This is a genomic window from Promicromonospora sp. NFX87 (genome assembly GCF_048564965.1).
Classification (GTDB): domain Bacteria; phylum Actinomycetota; class Actinomycetes; order Actinomycetales; family Cellulomonadaceae; genus Promicromonospora.
This window is the reverse complement of the sequence record NZ_CP183413.1, coordinates 3,487,752-3,506,814: the sequence shown is the minus strand read 5'-3', so window position 1 is coordinate 3,506,814 and position 19,063 is coordinate 3,487,752. Positions and strand designations below refer to the sequence as shown.

General features: G+C 72.5%; 14 protein-coding genes. 5 read left to right on the top strand and 9 right to left on the bottom strand.

From position 1 onward, the window contains the following. The first annotated feature begins 56 nt into the window (after positions 1-56). A complete protein-coding gene (locus ACNYC2_RS15810; protein WP_419702711.1) occupies positions 57-1,163 on the top strand; it encodes a hypothetical protein in 1,107 nt (368 codons plus the stop codon). Here ACNYC2_RS15810 and ACNYC2_RS15805 read toward each other — a convergent pair. Then, a complete protein-coding gene (locus ACNYC2_RS15805; RefSeq protein ID WP_419702710.1) occupies positions 1,160-3,106 on the bottom strand; it encodes a glycoside hydrolase family 48 protein in 1,947 nt (648 codons plus the stop codon). The two genes, ACNYC2_RS15810 and ACNYC2_RS15805, sit on opposite strands and share 4 nt — an antisense overlap. Before the next feature lie 101 nt (positions 3,107-3,207). Next, positions 3,208-3,885: a TetR/AcrR family transcriptional regulator gene (locus ACNYC2_RS15800; RefSeq protein WP_419702709.1), complete on the bottom strand. Its 678-nt coding sequence runs from the start codon at positions 3,883-3,885 to the stop codon at positions 3,208-3,210. Positions 3,886-3,953: 68 nt separating this feature from the next. Here ACNYC2_RS15800 and ACNYC2_RS15795 point away from each other — a divergent pair, with 68 nt between their 5' ends. Together ACNYC2_RS15795 and ACNYC2_RS15790 are read left to right on the top strand one after the other, a co-directional pair. After that, on the top strand, positions 3,954-5,129 hold the full coding sequence (locus tag ACNYC2_RS15795) for an FAD-dependent oxidoreductase (protein WP_419702708.1): 1,176 nt from the start codon (positions 3,954-3,956) through the stop codon (positions 5,127-5,129). 87 nt (positions 5,130-5,216) lie between these two features. After that, positions 5,217-8,789 (top strand): AfsR/SARP family transcriptional regulator, encoded by a 3,573-nt coding sequence (locus tag ACNYC2_RS15790; protein WP_419702707.1) that lies wholly within the window; start codon positions 5,217-5,219, stop codon positions 8,787-8,789. Between the two features lie 81 nt (positions 8,790-8,870). Here the strand turns inward: ACNYC2_RS15790 and ACNYC2_RS15785 are convergent, their stop codons facing one another. The 7 genes from ACNYC2_RS15785 to ACNYC2_RS15755 all read right to left on the bottom strand — a co-directional run bounded on the left by ACNYC2_RS15785 (position 8,871) and on the right by ACNYC2_RS15755 (position 16,514). Further along, positions 8,871-9,692 carry an ABC transporter permease gene (locus ACNYC2_RS15785; RefSeq protein ID WP_419702706.1) on the bottom strand — a complete coding sequence of 274 codons (822 nt, stop codon included), beginning with the start codon at positions 9,690-9,692 and terminating at the stop codon, positions 8,871-8,873. Next, entirely contained in the window at positions 9,689-10,702 is a 1,014-nt protein-coding gene (locus ACNYC2_RS15780) for an ATP-binding cassette domain-containing protein (RefSeq protein WP_419702705.1), read from the bottom strand. The genes ACNYC2_RS15785 and ACNYC2_RS15780 overlap by 4 nt, the downstream gene beginning before the upstream one ends. A gap of 166 nt (positions 10,703-10,868) precedes the next feature. Beyond that, a complete protein-coding gene (locus tag ACNYC2_RS15775) occupies positions 10,869-11,792 on the bottom strand; it encodes a COX15/CtaA family protein (RefSeq protein WP_419702704.1) in 924 nt (307 codons plus the stop codon). 181 nt (positions 11,793-11,973) lie between these two features. Next, complete coding sequence (locus tag ACNYC2_RS15770; RefSeq protein WP_419707840.1) at positions 11,974-13,179, bottom strand: S8 family peptidase; 1,206 nt, start codon at positions 13,177-13,179, stop codon at positions 11,974-11,976. A 198-nt stretch (positions 13,180-13,377) separates the two neighbouring features. Beyond that, on the bottom strand, positions 13,378-14,616 hold the full coding sequence (locus tag ACNYC2_RS15765) for a S8 family peptidase (RefSeq protein ID WP_419702703.1): 1,239 nt from the start codon (positions 14,614-14,616) through the stop codon (positions 13,378-13,380). 129 nt (positions 14,617-14,745) lie between these two features. Beyond that, positions 14,746-15,531 (bottom strand): ABC transporter permease, encoded by a 786-nt coding sequence (locus ACNYC2_RS15760; protein ID WP_419702702.1) that lies wholly within the window; start codon positions 15,529-15,531, stop codon positions 14,746-14,748. Further along, positions 15,528-16,514, bottom strand: coding sequence for an ABC transporter ATP-binding protein (locus ACNYC2_RS15755; RefSeq protein WP_419707839.1), 987 nt, complete (start codon positions 16,512-16,514; stop codon positions 15,528-15,530). The genes ACNYC2_RS15760 and ACNYC2_RS15755 overlap by 4 nt, the downstream gene beginning before the upstream one ends. A gap of 348 nt (positions 16,515-16,862) precedes the next feature. On the opposite strand from ACNYC2_RS15755, the gene ACNYC2_RS15750 reads away from it, so the two are divergent. Next, a complete protein-coding gene (locus ACNYC2_RS15750) occupies positions 16,863-17,627 on the top strand; it encodes a helix-turn-helix transcriptional regulator (protein WP_377139609.1) in 765 nt (254 codons plus the stop codon). Then, positions 17,627-19,063: a Fe-S cluster assembly protein SufB gene (sufB, locus tag ACNYC2_RS15745; protein WP_357510494.1), complete on the top strand. Its 1,437-nt coding sequence runs from the start codon at positions 17,627-17,629 to the stop codon at positions 19,061-19,063. The genes ACNYC2_RS15750 and sufB overlap by 1 nt, the downstream gene beginning before the upstream one ends.

Sequence of the window (19,063 nt, the reverse complement as noted above, 5' to 3'; positions counted from 1 at the left end):
AGGTCGCGTACCGGGACTGTCATAACGACGTCACCGGGCTGCGCTATTCTCCCCGCGTGACCAGCGAACCCGACATGCTTCCCAACGTATCGTCCCTTCCGGCGTGGCTCGTTCCGTCCGTCTACCTCAACTGGTCCGAGGACTGGCTGGGCGAGGCGGTCGCCATCGCGAGCCGTAGCCACGAGCACCGTCTGCCCGGTGGCGCGGACGGCCCGCAGCGCGGCGACGTCGTCGTCACCGTCGTGGGCTCCGAGCCGGGCATCGTGGCCGCGGTCGAGCTCATGGGCACCAGCCAGGGCGAGGACTGGGTCAGCGACGAGGTGTTCGGCCCGGACAAGCCCGTCGTCTGGGACGACCTCTTCAACGGCGCCGCGGCCTACGCGCGGTCGTCCGGCTGGCTGCCCCAGGAGCACGCCCGCCTGGTGCTCGACGGCATCGCCCACCAGTACAAGCACGGCGCCACCGGCACGCTCGACGCGGGCAACTGCGAGACCGACGAGCTGTCGCCGAACCTGCACGTCCTGCGCCTGCTCGGACACAAGCAGGTGGCGGGCACCGACCTGCGCCGCGAGGAGCGCTGCGCCTCGTGCGAGCGGTTCGTCGACGTCATGCAGCTGATGCCGCACGACGACGGCGCCCACACCGGCGAGACCGGCGAGCGCCCCCTCGCGGAGCTCATCGAGCAGACCTTCCTGGTGTGCGGCCCGTGCCACGCGCTGCTCCACCCGCACGCGGTGCTGTCGCAGCGCGCGCAGATGCGCCCGTCGTGCCCGTCGTGCGGTCAGCGCGGCGCCACCAAGCGCATCGTGTGGGGCCAGGCCATCCACGACAACATGAAGCTCGAGCCGGACGTCGTCTACGGCGGCTTCGACACCCCGGTGCCGACGCCCGACTGGTACTGCCCCGAGTGCTACGCGAACTTCTCGTCGGGTGCCGTGGCGCAGCGCGCGCTGGGCGACCTGCCGGAGGCCGCGCCGGTGCCCGTCTCGGTCGGTGCCGTCGGCACGCCCCCAACGGTGAGGACCTCTGGGTCCCGGAGGTCTGACCCTCCTCCCGTTGTATCTCGCGAAGTAGAGCGCCTGTCCGGTCTCGACAGGCTCGACCACCGGTGGTCGAGCCTGTCGAGACCGGACAGGCGCTCTACTTCGCGGGCCCGGGACTAGTGGGCGCCCGGGCCCAGGAGGCGGTCGTACTCGGCCATGGCCGTCGCGACGGCGGTCTGGGCCCAGAACCGGTGGTACGTGAACTGCGGGACGTCGCCGCCGTCCAGGTACTCCTGGACCTCGGGGAACATCGGGTCGTCCGCGTAGAACGACCGCAGGTCCAGGAACGAGACTCCGGACGAGACCTTGTCGCCGTTCGGGTTGGTGCCCGTCCAGCCGCCCGGCACGTAGACGCCGTTCCCGCCGGGCTGGTACTCGTCGTCGAACCGGGCGAAGTCGGCACGGGACTCGACGGTGCCGATGCCCTTCTCGTCGCTGTTCTGCTCCCACATGGCGTCGAGCAGCGACTTGGCGGTGCCGGCCGCCTGCTCGTCGCCCGAGGCCGCGGCGTAGTAGATGAGCGTGCGGGCGATGGCGCCGGCCACGCCGACGTCCTGCGCGTGCGAGACGATGTCCACGTGCAGGCCCGTGTTGGTCCCCGGGTCGGCCGGGTCCCACGTGTCCGGGGCGCCGCTCCACGACAGCTCCGACGGCACCTGCCACGAGTCGGCCGTCACGGTGATCTCGTCGAGCACCCAGGGCACCCACCTCTCCAGGATGGACCGCGCGCGCTCGTCGCCCGTCTGGTGGTACAGCTGGGCGATCCGCTCGACGCCCCACCCCTGCATACCGAACCACTGGTTCGACGGCGGGTCGCGGTAGACCGGCGCCTCGTCGTACGCCATGTCGTAGAACGTGGGCGTGCCCGCCGGGTGCGAGCCGTAGGCGCCGTCCACGTTGTTGGTGGCGCCGCCCGCGATGCCACCCTCCGCGGACTGCAGCCACTGGAAGAACTCGAGCTGCCGGTCCATGCTGGTCGACCAGTCGTCCCGGGCCGTGGGGGAGGCGGGCACGAGGTCGGCGTCGGCGGACAGGGCATAGGCCGCTAGCGGGTTCTGGTAGCCGAAGTGCGCGTGCGAGGAGCCGATGCGCCACGCCCACGGGCCGCTCGTGTCCAGGGCGCCGCCCCAGGCGTAGTACCAGGACAGCAGGTAGTGCGCCGAGCTGCGTCCGGAGCCGGCCCCACGCCCCGGCGACTCGCAGCCGATCCGCTTGAAGTACTTGTCGAACAGGGAGTAGCGCAGGTAGTCGCCCATCCTGGACGCCTTGTGCACGGTGCCGGAGATCTCGCCGCCCGCGCCCTGCTCGTTCGCGAACTGCTTGGCCCAGTACACGGCCTCCACGGCGCGGGCGTCGGCGTCCGGCGCGTTCGTGTACTTCCACTGGCGGGCGTAGCTCGCGTCGCCCGTGAACAGGTCCAGGTAGCCGTTGGGGCCGCCGTAGGAGAAGTCGTCGATGGCGGGCTGCGGGATCGTCTCCCACACCGACTCCCGCGGCCCGCGCTGGAACGTGTTGATGTACGACGTGCCCTCGTAGTCCGGGCCCAGCAGCTCGGAGGAACCGGGGGCCGCGCCGAAGCCGTACACGTTGTCGACGTCGGCCAGCCAGTGCATGCCGTAGATCTCGCTGGTGCCGTAGGTCTGGCGCAGCTCCGCGCCGATCGGGTCCTGGCCGACGGAGACGTCCGAGTCGAGCTGCGCGGGGTAGGCGCTCGGATGGTTGTGCTCGGGGGCGTACGTGGCGGGCGACGCCGGGTTGTACGCGCCGTTGGTCGGCTGGTTCTCCGTGGTCGGGATCATGTACGCCTCGAGCGTGTCCCAGGCGTTGTTGAACGGGTCCCAGTCGCCGGTGACCTGACCGTACGAGGCCTCCAGCCACAGCCAGAAGCTGTACGCCTCCGACGTCGTCTCGTGGCCGTAGTCCGGAGCCTCCACCAGCAGGGTCTCGGCCGAGTGGTAGGGGATGCCCTGCGCGGAGAAGTAGCCGTTGGCGGGGTCGTGCAGCTTCGCGTACATGGCCAGGAACCGGTCGGCGTATTCTCCGGTTACCGCACGGGGGTTCATGGCGTGGCCTCCGATGCGTGCGTCGTCGAACGGCGCTCGCGGTGCGAGCGTACCTCCGACGGTCGGCGCGCCGGCCCGCACGGGCAACGGACTTAACTGATTCACACCGGCGGGCCGGTCGTGGCCAGCACGCCGGCGACGATCGCGCGGGCCAGGTCGTGCGCCGTCGGCCCGGCAGGGGTTCCCGGGCCGACGGCGTCGCCCGCGGCGCCCGCGTCACCCGAGGCGCCTGCGTCGGCCGGACCGGTGACCAGCGTGAACAGCGCGCCGCCGTAGAGCGTGATGAGCAGCGGCACCGCACGAGCCGGCAGGTCGAGGCCGAGCTGCGCGTGCTCGTCGCCGGTGAAGCCCGCGGCCCCGCCGGCGAGCCGGGCCAGAGCGGCCGTGAGCGCGGGCCGACGCCGGGACTCGAGCACCAGCTCGAAGACCGCCAGGTACCGGTCACGGTGCGCCGAGGCGGCGACCTCCAGCGATGTGCCGATCAGCTCGGCGAGGTCCGGTGCCGGACCGTCAGGACCGTCAGGGGCATGCCGGGCCGTCTGCTCGACGGCCGCGGCGTCGGCCTGCGCCATGTCGGCCAGGTGGAGCTCCACGATCCGCTCCGCCGCCGCCACCAGCAGCTCCTCGCGGTTGCGGAAGTAGTTGGAGGCGGTCCCGGCGGGCAGGCCGGCGGCCCGTTCGGCGGACCGGTGGGTGAGCCCGTGCACGCCGTCCGACGCGAGCAGCGTGATGGCGGCGTCGGTGAGGCTGTGGCGTCGGGCGGGGTTGGAACGGGGCACTCTCCGAGTATGGCACCATGAGTACTACTACGATCGTAGTGGTAAAGGTGATCGGCCGAGGAGGCTTCATGTCGAAGAGCGCAATCGTCGTCGGAGCGGGAATCGCAGGGCTCACGACCGCCAACGCGCTGCTGCGCTGCGGATGGGACGTCCAGGTGCTGGAGCGTTCGCCCGAGGCGCGCACCACCGGCGCGGGCATCGTCCTGCTCGCCAACGGGTTGCGCGGCCTGGACGCCGCCGGAGTCGGCGACGCGGTGCGCGCCGTGGGGGAGCGGACCTATCCCGGCACGCTCAGGGACGGCGCGGGTCGCACGCTGGTGCACGTCTCTCCCGAGCAGATCGCCGCACGGTTCGGCACCGTGGCCATCGCGTTCCACCGGCCGAGCCTGCAGGCGGCACTGCTCGGCGGGCTCGGCGACCTGGCCGTCACCTACGGCGCGTCCGCCGTCGCGGTCGACCCGGGCGACACCGCGCGACCCGCGACGGTCACCCTCGAGGACGGCTCCACCCTGAGCGCGGACCTCGTGGTCGCGGCCGACGGCGTCCGGTCGCGCCTGCGGTCCGCGATCGTCCCCGACGCCGCGGAGCCCGTCTACGTCGGGTCGACCACGTGGCTCGCGGTGCTCGACAACCCAGGGGTCACCGAGATGTCCCAGACCTGGGGCCCAGGTGGCGAGTTCGGCCTGATCACGCTCGGCGACGGACGGCTGTACTGGTACGGGACCCAGGTCGGCCCGGTGGGGCGGCCGACGGGCGACCCCGCCGTCGACCTGGCCGCCGCCCGCGCCGCGTTCGCCGGCTGGCACGCCCCCATCCCCGAGGTCCTGGCCGCCACCCGGCCCGAGCAGCTCCAGCAGCTCGACCTCTACGGGTTCCCCAAGCCGATCCCGCGCATGGCCGGCGGCCGGGTAGCGCTGGTGGGCGACGCCGCGCACGCCATGCCGCCGAACGTGGGCCAGGGCGGCGGCCAGGGCATCGAGGACGCGGTGGTGCTGGCGGCGTCGGTCTCGGGCGCGGACTCCGTCGTCGAGGGCCTCGCGGACTACGACCGGGTGCGCCGGCCGCGGACCGCGGGCGTGCTGCGCTCCGCGTGGGCGAGCGCGAGGTTCGGCGAGCAGCTGGGCAACCCGGCGCTCGTCGGGCTGCGCAACGCGGCGCTCAGCGTCGTCCCGGCACGGCTGATGCTCGACGGCATGGCGCGGTTCGCGAGCTGGACGCCGCCGGCGCTGCCGATCATCCGGTGAGATGTGCCCCGCGGCCCGTCGGCGGCGCCGGGGAAAGGTGGTGCCGCAAGCCTGAGGGCTGCGGGAACACGCCGTAGAGTGGCGCACATGCTGCCCGCCCCCTCCGCTCGTGGGCCGGGAGCGCGCGAGGAGCGACAGAGGGTGGCGGTCCTCGGCCCGGTCGCCGTGCTGTCCGACGCCGGCCCGGTCGCCCCGCGCGGCACTCGCGCCGCGGCCCTCCTGGTCCTGCTGGCGCTGGCCGCACCCCGCGCGATGACGATCTCGACGCTCGTGGACGAGCTGTGGGGCGAGGACCTGCCGGCGAACCCCCGGGCCGCGCTGCAGAGCCTCGTGTCCCGGCTACGGACACTTGTGCCCGACGTCGTGCGGTCGACCCCCGCGGGGTACGCCCTCGGCGGCCCCAGCGACCTGGACCATGCACGGGCCGCGGCCGCCGGGGCCCGGGAGCTGCTGGAGAACGGGTCCGGAGCTCGGGACCAGGCGGCGGCCGCGGCAACCCTCGACGAGGCCCTCGCACTCTGGCGCGGCGCGCCGGGGGACGGGCTCGACGACGCGGCACCCCACGTCCTCATGGAGCTGCAGGAGACCGCCGGACGGCTGCACGGCGAGCTGACCGCCCTGCGCCGTCGGGCCGCGGTCGCCTCCGGGGACCACGCCCGGGTCAGCACGCTCGCCACCGCCGCCCTGGCCGCGAACCCGCTCGACGAGGACGCGGCGCGCGACCTCATGACGGCGCTCGCGGCGTCCGGGCGCCCCGAGGAAGCCGTACGCGTCTTCGGCCGCCTCCGGCACGCCCTGGTCGCAGAGCTGGGCACCGACCCCGCACCGGACATCGCCGCCCTGCACGCCCGGATCGCAGCGGGCACGACCGATGCTCCCGCGCCCGCCGACGAGCGTGCGGCCGGCCACCCCGCCGCCGGCCACCCCGCCGTCGGGCGCTCCGTGCGCGGGCTGCGCGCGGCGACCACGCCGCTCATCGGGCGCGCCGACGACGTGCACGCCGTCATGACCGAGCTGGGGCGGAACCGGCTGGTGACCGTCCTCGGCGCGGGCGGGCTGGGCAAGACCCGGCTGGCCCAGGAGGTGGCGCGCACGGTCGCCGGTGACGGGACGCCGTCGACGGCGGGCCCGCTCGCCGGGCTGTCGATAGCGGTGGCCGAGCTCGCGGGCGTGCGGACCGACGGCGACGTCGCGCTGGCGATCGCGGACGGCTTGGGGGTGTCGTCGGTGACACGCCTGACCGACCGTCTGCTGGCCGGTGACCTGCACGACCGGATCGTGGAGCGCGCCAGGAACGCCCGGACCCTGCTGGTGCTGGACAACTGCGAGCACGTGCCCGAAGGCGCCGCCCGGTGGGCGGACACCCTGCTGTCCGCCGCGCCCGGGATGCGGATCCTGGCCACGAGCCGCGCACCCCTCCAGCTCCCCGCCGAGCAGGTGTACCCGCTCGCCCCGCTCACCTCGGGAGCGACACCCGGCGCGTCCGGCGCGAACGTCCCGGGCCCGGCCGTCGAGCTGTTCCGCCAGCGAGCGCTCGCGGCCCGGCCGGGTGCACACCTGCCGGACGACGTGGTGGCCCGGCTCTGCGACCGGCTCGACGGCCTGCCCCTGGCGATCGAGCTGGCGGCCGCCCGGGTACGGACGCTGTCGGTCGAGGAGATCGAGCGGCACCTCGGTGCCCGGTTCGAGCTGCTGCGCGGCGGCGACCGCACGGTACCCGACCGGCACCGCACGCTCGAGGCGGTCATCGACTGGAGCTGGAACCTGCTGGAGCCCTCCCAGCGTGAGCTGTGGCGGCGGGTCTCCGTGCTGCCCGACGGGCTTTCTGCCCAGGCGGCAGCCGCGCTGAGGCAGCTCGGGGACGCGGGGCCAGGGTCGGGTGCAGGGTCGGGTGCGGAGTCGGGTGCAGGGCGGCGTGCCGCGCCAGGAGGTGTCCCGGGAACCGACCACGCCGGGACCGCCCCGCTCGGCGTGCTCGACGACATCGACGGGCTCGTGACGCAGTCCCTGCTCGTGGTCGAGGAAGGCGCCGCCGCACCGGCAGCGGACCCGGCCGGCGGGCCCAGCAGGCCGGCTGGCCCCGTGCGGTACCGGATGCTGGAGACGGTGCGCGAGTTCGGCCTGCTGCGTCTGACGGAGGCAGGCGAGGACGACGCCGTCCGCGACGCGCTGCTCGACTGGGCCAAGGAGCTCTCCCGGCGCTGCACCGCCCACCTGCTCGGACCCGGCCAGGTCGCCGCGGTCGCCGAGCTGCGCCGCGAGCACGAGAACCTGCTGTTCGCCCTCCGTACGGCGGGGCGCACGGGGCGACCGGAGGTCGTCCTGCACGGCTATGTCGCGCTCGGCGGGGCGTGGACCCTGCGCGGAGCCGAGGAACGCGCGGCGGACCTGGCGCCTGCGGTGCTCGACGCCGTCACCGGCTGGGCGGTCCCGCCCGGCGAGGCCGACGTCACCGCGCTCGCGCTCGCCTACGCATCCGCGACCACCGCGTTCTCCGGGTCGACGGCGCACCTGCGCGCGCTGGCCCGGCTGCGGCGGGTGGTGCGCGACCACCCTGACGCGGTGAGCTCCCGGACCCGCGCGGTCGCGAGCATGCTGCTGGCTCCTACACCGGAGACCATGACCCGTCTCGCCGGCTCGGCCGACCCGTTCGTCGCGTTCCTGGCCCACCTCGCCGCCTCCCAGGAGGCGGAGAACGCAGGGTGCCTCGACGAGGCGCTGGCCGAAGGGGAGCACGCCTACCACCTGTCGCACGCCATCGGCGACGTCGCCTGCCCGGCAGGGGCCGCCATGTTCCTCGCCGGGGTGGCGAGCGAAGTGGGCGACACCCGGACCGCTGCCCGCTGGTCGGGTATCGCCCGCGGTGGCCTGACGGCGCTCGCGGCCGACGGTGCGCTGCGGCAGCTCGACTGGGTGGACCTCGCCGCGGCCCTCGACGTCGACGACCTGGCGGAGGCCGACCGGATCTGCGAGCGCCTCGACCGGGCGGGGACCAACGCCGACGAGTCCGACCGCGGCGGCGTCGAGTCGCGTGCGGTCGCCGGAGCGGGTCGTGCGGAGATCGCCTATGCCCGGGGTGACGTCGCGGAGGCACTCGCCCGGTACGGGGAGGCGGTCGGCGCCTTCACGGGCGTTCCGGGCGCGCGAGCGGGCGGCGTCGGCCAGGGGTACGACGTCGGCGTGTGGGCTGCCGCGGAGGCCGGGGCGGACCCGGACCCGGCGGCGCCCTGGGCGGTGATCCTCGGGGCCGCGTGGGTGGTGCGGCTCGTCGGAGCGGGGCAGGACGCGCGGGCGGGCCAGGTGGCCGACACCGTGCGGCGTCGTGCCGTGCGGCTGTACCGGGAGTGGATGCGGAACGTCGCCGACCATCCGGTGCTCGGCACGGTGTGTCTCGGCGTGGGCGCGGTGCTGGCCCTGGCAGAGCCGCGGTCCGGCGTCGGGCAGCCGGGACCTGACCGTGGTCTGGAGCTGCTGGCGCTGGCCGAGGCGCTGGGCTCGCGGCAGGACCTGCGTGCGCTGCGCCGCGAACCGGTCTTCGCCGCCGCCGCCGAGAGGTTCGGGGTGGCGGCGGTCGCGGACGCTCGGGCGGCGGCCGCGGCGATCGACCGTGGCGTTCTGGCCGAACGTGCCCTCACGATGCTGGAACGCCTGGGGCCGTGAGCCCGCCTCGTCGGTCGGGCTTGCCTCGTCGGTCGAGCTTGTCGAGACCAGGTCTCGACAAGCTCGACCGACGAGACGCCGTCAGGCCTTGCGCAGGTAGCTGCGGACGGCGATCGGGGCGAAGACCGCCACGACGACCGCCGCGCTGAGCAGCGTCCAGCCGACGTCGGCGGTGACCGCGCCCTCGTTCGCGAGGGCGCGTACGGCCGAGACCAGGTGGGACACCGGGTTGACCGCGACGAACGCCTGCATCCAGCCCGGGAGGGTGCTGACCTCGACGAACGCGTTCGACAGGAAGGTCAGCGGGAACAGGACCATGAACGAGACGCCCTGGACGAACGTCGCCGAGCGGGCGATCACGCCGATGTAGGCGAAGATCCAGCTCAGTGCCCACGCGCACACGATGACGAGCAGGCCGGCGAGCACGACGCCGACCACGCCGCCTTCGGGCCGCCAGCCCATGACCAGGCCGGTCAGGAACGTGATGGTGGTCGCGACGAGATACCGGACGGTGTCGGCGAGCAGGGCGCCGGCCAGCGGGGCGATGCGGGCGATCGGCAAGGAGCGGAACCGGTCGAACACGCCCTTGTCCATGTCCTCCCGGAGCTGGACCCCTGTCACCACCGAGGCGGTGATGACGGTCTGCGCCAGGATGCCGGGGATGATCAGCGGGAGGTAGGCGCCGACGCTGCCGGAGACCGCGCCGCCGAACAGGTACGTGAACATCAGCGTGAAGATGATCGGCTGGATCGTCACGTCGATGAGCTGCTCCGGCGTGTGCCGGACCTTGAGCAGCCCGCGGTAGGCCATCGTGACGGACTGCGAGACGGTGGCGCGCAACCCGACGACGGTCGGCTGGAGCGTGGTGGTGTGCGTCGGCGCGGTGAGGGTCGCGGAGGTCATGCGGTCACCTTCTTGACGTTGTCCGTGCTGTTGTCCGTGCTGTTGTCCGTGCCGGGTTCCGGGGCGACGTCGGACGCCGCGTGGCCGGTGAGGGTCAGGAAGACCTCGTCGAGGCTGGGCTTGTCCAGGCTGACGGAGGCGATGGACACGCGTGCCTCACGGAGCCGGACGAGCAGGTCGGCGACGGCCTCCGCGTGGGGGACCGGCACGGTGATCCGCAGGCCCCCCGGGGCGACGGTTCCCGCGGTGCCGAAGACCTGCTGCACCAGGCCGAGGGCGGTGCCGAGGTCGTCCGGCTCGGCAAGCCCTACCTGGAGCGACTGGGCACCGACCGTGGCCTTGAGCTCGTCGGCGGTGCCCTCGGCCACCACCTGGCCGTGGTCGATGACGGCGATGCGGTCGGCGAGCTGGTCGGCCTCGTCGAGGTACTGGGTGGTGAGCAGCACGGTGGAGCCGTCGGCGACCAGCCGGCGGATGGTGTCCCACATCTGGTTGCGGGTGCGCGGGTCCAGGCCGGTGGTGGGTTCGTCGAGGAAGATCAGTGGTGGGCGGGCGATGAGGCTCGCGGCCAGGTCGAGCCGTCTGCGCATCCCGCCGGAGTAGTTGCGCAAGGGCCGCTTCGCGGCGTCGGTCAGCGAGAACTCCTCGAGGAGCTCGGCGGACTTGACCCGTGCGGCACGGGTGGACAGGCCGAGCAGGCGTCCGAAGATCACCAGGTTCTCGGTGGCGCTCAACGTCTCGTCGACCGATGCGTACTGACCGGTGACGCCGATGAGCGAGCGGACGGCGGCGCCGTCGTGGGCGACGTCGTGGCCGAAGATCCGCGCCTCGCCGGCGTCGGGTCGCAGCAGGGTGGCGAGCATGCGGATGGTCGTCGTCTTGCCTGCGCCGTTCGGCCCGAGGACCCCGTAGACGGTCCCGGTCCGAACGGTGAGGTCGACGCCGTCCACGGCGCGGTTGTCGCCGAAGATCTTGACGAGGCCCTGTGCCTCGATCGCGTTCGTGTTCATGGCCCCAGCCTGTGCGGGGCCGCTCGCACGGCGCTGTCAGACCGCTGTCACGGGTCACGCCGGACGAACAGCACGGCGGCGGTCCCGCCGACCGGTGCGATCCACGCGAGTAGACCGCCGCCGGATCAGCCGGCCGTCACCACGGTCCGCCGGGACCAGCACATGCTCAGCGCACCCGCGTCGTCAGCACGACCCGGGTCGTCCCGGCGATCAGCACCGCCGCGCCGATCATGTGCAGCCCCACCAGCAGCTCGGGCAGGTCGGTGAAGTACTGCACGTACCCGATGAGGCCCTGCGCCAGCGTGATCGCGAGCAGGATGAGGGCGGCGCGCCGCACCGCCGTCGGCCCGCCGCGCACGGACACGAGGTAGGTGACCAGGACGGCCAGGAACGCCCATACCGCCGCGGCGTGCCATCTGGTCAGCAGCGCCGGGTCGATGGCGATGCGGTAGCCCACCTCGGCGTCGCCGCTGTGCGGGCCGGCGCCCGTGGTGAGGACGCCGAGCACGACGACGACGGCGGTCAGCCCGGCCAGCGTCCAGGCGAGGGCGCGTACGCGCGGCCCGACCACCAGGGTCGGGGCGCCGTCGCCCTCGCCGTGCCGGTGCAGCACGTAGAGCGACGCGGCCACGAGCCCCGCCGAGACGCCGAAGTGCAGCGAGACCCAGCCGGGGTGCAGGTGCAGGAGCACCACGACGCCACCGATCAGGGCCTGCATCAGCACACCCACGATCGGCACCAGGCCGAGCACGCGGTAGGACGCGGACCGCTTGAGGTCAGTGCAGACCGCGACCGCGAGCAGCACCGCGATGATCCCCAGCACGCCGGTCAGCGTGCGGTTCCCGAACTCGATGTACGGGTGCAGGGTCGTGGCCTCGTGGAACTGCGGGGTGAAGCTCCCGGGCTCGCACTGCGGCCACGTGGAGCAGCCCAGGCCCGACTCGGTCAGGCGCACGGCGCCGCCGGTCCCGATGATGCCGATCTGGCCCACGAGGTTCGCGACGAGGATCGCGCGGGTCCAGTGGCGGAAGCGATCGACACGTCCGGCGAGCGCGGCGAACCAGGAGGTGGGGGCGGCGGTTGCGGTCACCCCCCAACGCTAGCGGTCGACGACGGCGTCGCCTCCCGCACAGGTCCCTGACCCGGTGTGATTCTCGCCCGGGTGTGCTGGCGAAGTAGAGCGCCTGTCCGGACGCTCGCTCTACCTCGTCGACCGAGAGGCCACGAGGTAGAGCGAGCGTCCGGACAGGCGCTCTACTTCGCCGACTCCGTCAGAGACCGGTGACGTTCAGCAGCCGGTTGGGCGAACCGGTGCCCGGGTTGGTCACGACGCCCGTCGTGGCGGCGTTGTTCAGCGTGGTGCCGACCTGGGCCGGCGTGGCGCCCGGGTTGGCGCTGAGCACGAGGGCCGCGGCGCCCGCGACGTGCGGCGTGGCCATCGAGGTCCCGCTGATGGTGTTGGTGGCGGTGGTGCTGTTGTACCAGGCCGACGTGATCTCGGAGCCCGGCGCGAAGATGTCCACGCAGGTGCCGATGTTCGAGTACGAGGCGCGGGCGTCCGTCCTCGTGGTGGCGCCGACCGTGATCGCCGCCGGGGTGGAGGCGGGCGACCGGGTGCACGCGTTGGTGGCGGTCTCGTTGCCGGCGGCGACCGCGTAGGTGACACCGTCCGCGATCGACCTGGCGACGGCGTCGTTCAGGGCCTGCGAGAACCCGCCGCCGAGCGACATGTTGGCCACGGCCGGCTGTCCGGCGGCGTGGTCGGCGGTCACCCAGTCGATGCCCGCGATGACGCCGGCGGTGGTGCCGCCACCGCTGCAGTCGAGCACGCGGACCGCGACGAGCGTGACGTTCTTGGCGACGCCGTAGGACGTTCCGCCCACGGTGCCCGCGACGTGCGTGCCGTGGCCCTGGCAGTCGGTGGCGTTGTTGTCGTTGCTCACGGTGTCCCTGCCGTGGATCGCACGGCCGCCGAAGTCCTGGTGGGTGGTCAGGATGCCCGTGTCGATGATGTACGCCTTCACCCCGGCGCCCGTGCTCGTGTAGGTGTACGAGTTGTTGAGCGGCAGCGCCCGCTGGTCGATGCGGTCCAGGCCCCAGGAGGGCACCGGCGTCTGGGTGGCGGAGGCCGTGACCACCTGGTTCTGCTCGACGTACGCGACCGACGGGTCGGCCTCGAGCTGCTTGGCGTCGGCCGCGGACATCGTCGCCGAGAACCCGCGCACCGCGTTGCTGTACGAGCGGACCACCTTGCCGCCGTACTCCTGCACCAGGCTGCTTGCCGCGTTCCTGACCTGCGTCCTGGCGACGTCGTCGTTGTTGAGGACGACGATGTACGAGTCCTCGACCGCCGCGCCGGCGACAAGCGCGGGCGCCTGCTCCAACGGTGTCGAGGCCATCGCCGCTGCGGCGGGTGCCGCTGCGAGGACGAGTGCGATACCGGTGCCGGCGATCAGCCGACGGCGGTTGCTGTGCATGGTCACGTTGCCCCCCTGGGGTATGTAGGTGAAGGTGACCCTAAATCGGCAACTTCATCCCGCATACCTCGCAAAAGGGTCATACTTTTCACCTATGGGGCTTGACTGGGTCTTTACTCGCAGGGAGGCCGTAGTCGTGTCAGACCCTCAGGTCACCTTCGTGACCTGAGGGTCTGACACGTCGCGGTGGTGGGTGAGTCAGAGACCGCTGACGTTCAGCAGCAGGTTGGGCGAGCCGGTGCCCGGGTCGGTGACGACGTCCGGCAGGGCCGCACCCGTCAGGGCGTCGCCGACCTCCGCGGGTGTGGCGGCGGGGTTGCCGCCCAGGACGAGCGCCGCGGCGCCCGCGACGTGCGGCGTGGCCATCGAGGTGCCGCTGATGGTGTTCGTCGCCGCGTCGTCGGTGTACCAGGCCGACGTGATGTCGGTGCCCGGCGCGAAGATGTCCACGCAGGTGCCGATGTTCGAGTACGGCGCGCGAGCGTCCGTGTCCTCGGTGGCACCGACCGTGATCGCCTCCGGGGTGGAGCTCGGCGAACCGTCGCAGGCGTCGGCGGCGCTGTCGTTGCCCGCGGCGAGGGCGAAGGTGACGCCGTCCGCGACGGCCGCGGACACCGCGTCGTTCACTGCCTGCGAGAACCCACCGCCGAGCGACATGTTGGCTACCGCCGGCTCGCCGGCGGCGTGGTCGGCGGTGACCCAGTCGATGCCGGCGATGACGCCGTCGAAGCTGCCCGAGCCGCCGCAGTCGAGCACGCGGACCGCCACGAGCGAGACGTCCTTGGCGACGCCGTACTCCGTGCCACCGACGGTGCCGGCCACGTGCGTGCCGTGTCCGGCGCAGTCGGTGGCGTCGTCGTCGCCGTCCACCGTGTCGATGCCGCTGACCGCACGGCCGCCGAAGTCCTCGTGGGTGGTCAGGATGCCGGTGTCGACGATGTACGCGGTCACACCCGTGCCGGAGTTGCCGTAGGTGTACGAGTCGTCGAGCGGGAGCCCCGCCTGGTCGATGCGGTCCAGGCCCCAGGAGGGGACCGGCGACTGCGTGTCGGTTGCCGTCATCACGCGGTTCTGTTCCACGTACGCGACGGACGGGTCGGCCTCGAGCTTCTTTGCCTGGCCGGGCGACATCGACGCGGAGAACCCGCGCACCGCGTTGGTGTACGAGTGGCGGACCTCGCCGCCGTACTTCTGCACGAGACCGCTGGCCGTGCTCCGGACCTCGGCCTTGGCGACGTCGCCGTCCTTCAGCACGACGATGTACGAGTCCTCGATCAGCGCGCCCGCGACGGGTGCCGATGTCGTGTCGGTTGATGCAGCCGGTGCTGCGCCCTGCGCCGACGACGCCGTCGCCGCGGCGGCCGGGGCTGCCGCGAGTGCGAGCGCAATGCCCGCACCGACGATCAGCCGACGGCGGTTGTTATGGGTGGAAGTCACGTTGCCTCCTGGGGAATGTAGGTGAAATGCACCCTAAAGGCGTAGATTTCACCCGCCAACCCCACGAGTTGGTCATACCTTCGGCGTATGGGCCTCGGGTAGGTACTTACCCGGATACGGGTGGACCGGTCAGTGCCAGCGGAAGAGGCGCGCGGCGCCGGCGCCCAGCGCGGCGGTCCAGCCCAGCAGGATCACGACGGAGAACGGCGGCACGGACCCGTGCAGCAGGGCGCCGCGCATCGCCTCGCCCAGCGCCCCCGAGGGGAGCAGCACCGCGACGTGCGCCAGCGGGCCGGCGAGCTGCGCGGCGGGCAGCAGCACGCCGCCGCCCACCGTGAGCAGCACGAGCACGAGGTTGGCCACGGCGAGCACGCCCTCGGCGCGCAGGGTCCCGGCCAGCAGCAGCGCGAGGGCGGTGAACGCGGCGGTCCCGAGCAGGCCGGCGCCGACGACGGCGGGCAGCGCGCCGAGCTCCGGACGCCAGCCGAGGGCCACCGCGACGCCCGCGATGACGAGCACCTGCACCACCTCGACCGCGAGCACACCGAGCACCTTGCCGGCCAGGAGCCCGCCGCGGCCCAGCGGGGTCGTCGCCATGAGGCGCAGCACGCCGTTGCGCCGGTCGAACGCGGTGGCGATGGCCTGGGACGTGAACGCCGTCGACATCACGGCGAGCGCGAGCACGCCCGGCGTCACGAAGTCGATACGCGTGTACCCCTGCGTGTCGAGGTCGAGGAACGAGGTGCGCACGAGCCCCACCAGCACCAGCACGGGCAGCACTATCGTCACGAGCAGCTGCTCGCCGTTGCGCAGGATCGCGCGGGTCTCGAACGACGCCTGGGCGGCGATCCGGCGGACGGCCGGCGCGGCGGCAGGGGTCTCGACGGGCGCCTGATCCTGTCGGAGGGCGCTCATCGCAGGTTCCTTCCGGTGAGGTCGAGGAAGACGTCCTCGAGGGTGCGGCGGCCGGTGCTGACCGACCGGGCCAGCACGCCGCGCTCGGCGAGCCAGGCGGTCACGACCGCCAGCGCGGCGGGATCCACGGCCCCGGTCAGGGTGTAGACCCCGGCCTCGCTCTCGCCACCCGTCCACCCCTCGGACCCACTCAGTTGAGTGCTGGGTATTTGCCCAGCCGAGGACCTCTGACTGGACAAATATCCAGCACTCAACGAGGTGTTGAGGGTGGTGAGCAAGGGGGTCAGGTTCAGGCCGGGGGTGGCCTCTATGCGGATCGTGCTCGGGCCCGCGGCTCCGTCCGTCAGGTCGCGCACGCTGCCGGACGCGATCACCTTGCCGTGGTCGACGACGTGCACGTGGTCGGCCAGGTCGGCGGCCTCGTCCATGAGGTGGGTCGTCAGGACGATGGCGACGCCGTCGGCCCGCAGCTCGCGCACGAGGTCCCAGACGGCGCGCCGGCTCTGCGGGTCCATGCCGGCGCTGGGCTCGTCGAGGAAGACGACGTCGGGCCGCCCGACCACCGCGGCGGCGAGGGCGACACGCTGACGCTGCCCGCCCGACAGGCGGCGCACCGTGGTGCGCGCGAAGCCGTGCAGGCCCAGCCGTTCGGCGAGCTCGTCCACGGGGCGCGGGCTCGCGTACATCGCGGCGACGTGCCGCAGCAGCTCCAGCGCGCGCACCCCGGTGGGGAGGCCGCCGTCCTGCAGCATGACGCCCACGCGGGGGCGCAGGGCGCGCGCGTCGGCGACGGGGTCGAGGCCCAGCACGCGGACCGTGCCGCCGTCGGGGGAGCGCAGGCCCTCGCAGCACTCGATGGTGGTCGTCTTGCCTGCTCCGTTGGGGCCCAGGACGGCGGTGACGGCGCCCCGGCGGGCGATCAGGTCGAGGCCGTCCACGACCGCGCGGCCGTCGTAGCGTTTGACGAGGCCGCGCACCTCCACGGCGACCGCGTGGTCGCCGGCGGCCGTACCGGCGGCGCTGACTGTGGTGGCGCCTGCGGCGTCCGCCTGGGCGGAGTCGATCGCGGGCGCGTCGGACAAGGGCACCGCACAATCGTAGGTGGCGGCGCGCGGACCGTCGTCGTGCGACGTGACCTGGGTGTGGATCACACGTGTGAGATGTGTCGCGAACTGGCCCAACTGAGGTTCGCCTTCCTTGCGCATCTCGAATTAGGGAACAAGGATGTTCTCAAAAGCATTGGCGTCTACGAGGCGTGCGCACCGGGGGTGAAGTTTGCCCCCGGAGCGGTGCGAGACCGACGCAGGACCGACGTGAGGGAGGTGACCAGCATGAGCGCAGCGACACAGGTGGCAGCGGGCCACGTGGCGAGCCACGAGACCGACGGCACCACGCGTCGGCGGGTGCTCGAGCTCGTCGCCTCCCGGGGCCCGGTCACCGCCGGCGCCCTCGCCGCCGTCCTGGAGCTGACGGCGCCCGCCGTGCGCAGGCACCTGACCCTCCTGGAGGAGGACGGCAAGATCGCCGTCCACGAGGCCTCGCGGTCGGGCGTGCCCCGCCGCGGGCGCCCCGCCCGGCGGTACGTCGTCACGGGCGGCGGCCAGTCCGAGCTCGCCGGCGGCTACCAGGAGATCGCGCGGCAGGTCCTGCGGTTCCTGCGGGAGACGGGCGGCAGCGCGGCGGTGACGGGCTTCGCCAAGGAGCGGTTCGACGCCGTCGCCCGCAGCTATGCGCCGCACCTCACCGCGGAGACCGCGGAGGGCCGCGCCGCCCAGCTCGTCCAGCTGCTGTCGGCCGACGGTTACGCCGCCTCCGTGCGGCCCGTCCCGGCGCCGCTGAGCGGTCCCACTGCCGGCACCGTCGCCCGTGCGGTGCAGCTCTGCCAGGGGCACTGCCCGGTCCAGCACGTGGCCGAGGAGTTCCCCGAGCTGTGCGAGCAGGAGGCCCGCGCGTTCAGCGAGCTGCTGGGCTCGCACGTCCAACGCCTCGCGACCATCGCGGGCGGTGCGCACGCGTGCACGACGAACATCCCCGTGAACCTCCCTGTGAACATCCCCCTGAACCACCCCGCGAAGACCCCCACCGAAGGAAAGTGATGAGCGCAGAAACGCAAGCGCCAGAGCAGCGCTCCGACGATGAGATCATCGCCAGCATCGGCTCTTACGAGTACGGCTGGCACGACAGCGATGCCGCGGGTATGTCCGCGCAGCGAGGCCTGAGCGAAGAGGTGGTTCGCAACATCTCGGCTCTGAAGAACGAGCCCGAGTGGATGCTGAACCAGCGGCTCAAGGCCCTGCGCCTCTTCGGCAAGAAGCCCATGCCGAGCTGGGGCTCCGACCTGTCGGGCATCCACTTCGACAAGATCAAGTACTTCGTGCGCTCCACGGAGAAGCAGGCCACCTCCTGGGAGGACCTGCCCGACGACATCAAGAACACGTACGACAAGCTCGGCATCCCCGAGGCGGAGAAGCAGCGCCTCGTCGCGGGCGTCGCGGCCCAGTACGAGTCCGAGGTCGTCTACCACCAGATCCGTGAGGACCTGGAGGAGCAGGGCGTCATCTTCGTCGACACCGACACGGGTCTGCGCGACTACCCGGAGCTCTTCCAGGAGTACTTCGGCACGGTCATCCCCGCCGGTGACAACAAGTTCTCCGCGCTGAACTCGGCCGTGTGGTCGGGCGGCTCGTTCGTCTACGTGCCGCCGGGCGTGCACGTGGAGATCCCGCTCCAGGCCTACTTCCGGATCAACACCGAGAACATGGGCCAGTTCGAGCGCACGCTGATCATCGCCGACGAGGGCTCGTACGTGCACTACGTCGAGGGCTGCACGGCGCCGATCTACACGTCCGACTCCCTGCACTCGGCAGTCGTCGAGATCATCGTGAAGAAGAACGCCCGCGTTCGCTACACGACGATCCAGAACTGGTCGAACAACGTGTACAACCTGGTCACCAAGCGCGCCACGGCCGCTGAGGGCGCCCAGATGGAGTGGGTCGACGGCAACATCGGCTCGAAGGTCACCATGAAGTACCCGGCGATCTACCTGCTGGGCGAGCACGCCCGCGGCGAGACGCTGTCCATCGCCTTCGCCGGTGAGGGCCAGCACCAGGACGCCGGCGCCAAGATGGTCCACGCCGCGCCGAACACGGTGTCGTCGATCGTCAGCAAGTCCGTGGCGCGCGGCGGCGGCCGCACGTCCTACCGCGGTCTGGTGCAGGTGCTCGAGGGCGCCAAGCACTCCGCGTCCACCGTCCTCTGCGACGCGCTGCTGGTCGACCAGATCTCCCGCAGCGACACCTACCCCTACGTCGACGTCCGCGAGGACGACGTCTCCATGGGTCACGAGGCCACGGTCTCGCGGGTGAGCGAGGACCAGCTGTTCTACCTCATGTCCCGGGGTATGGAAGAGACCGAGGCCATGGCCATGATCGTGCGCGGGTTCGTCGAGCCCATCGCGCGCGAGCTGCCCATGGAGTACGCGCTCGAGCTCAACCGCCTCATCGAGCTGCAGATGGAAGGGTCCGTCGGCTGA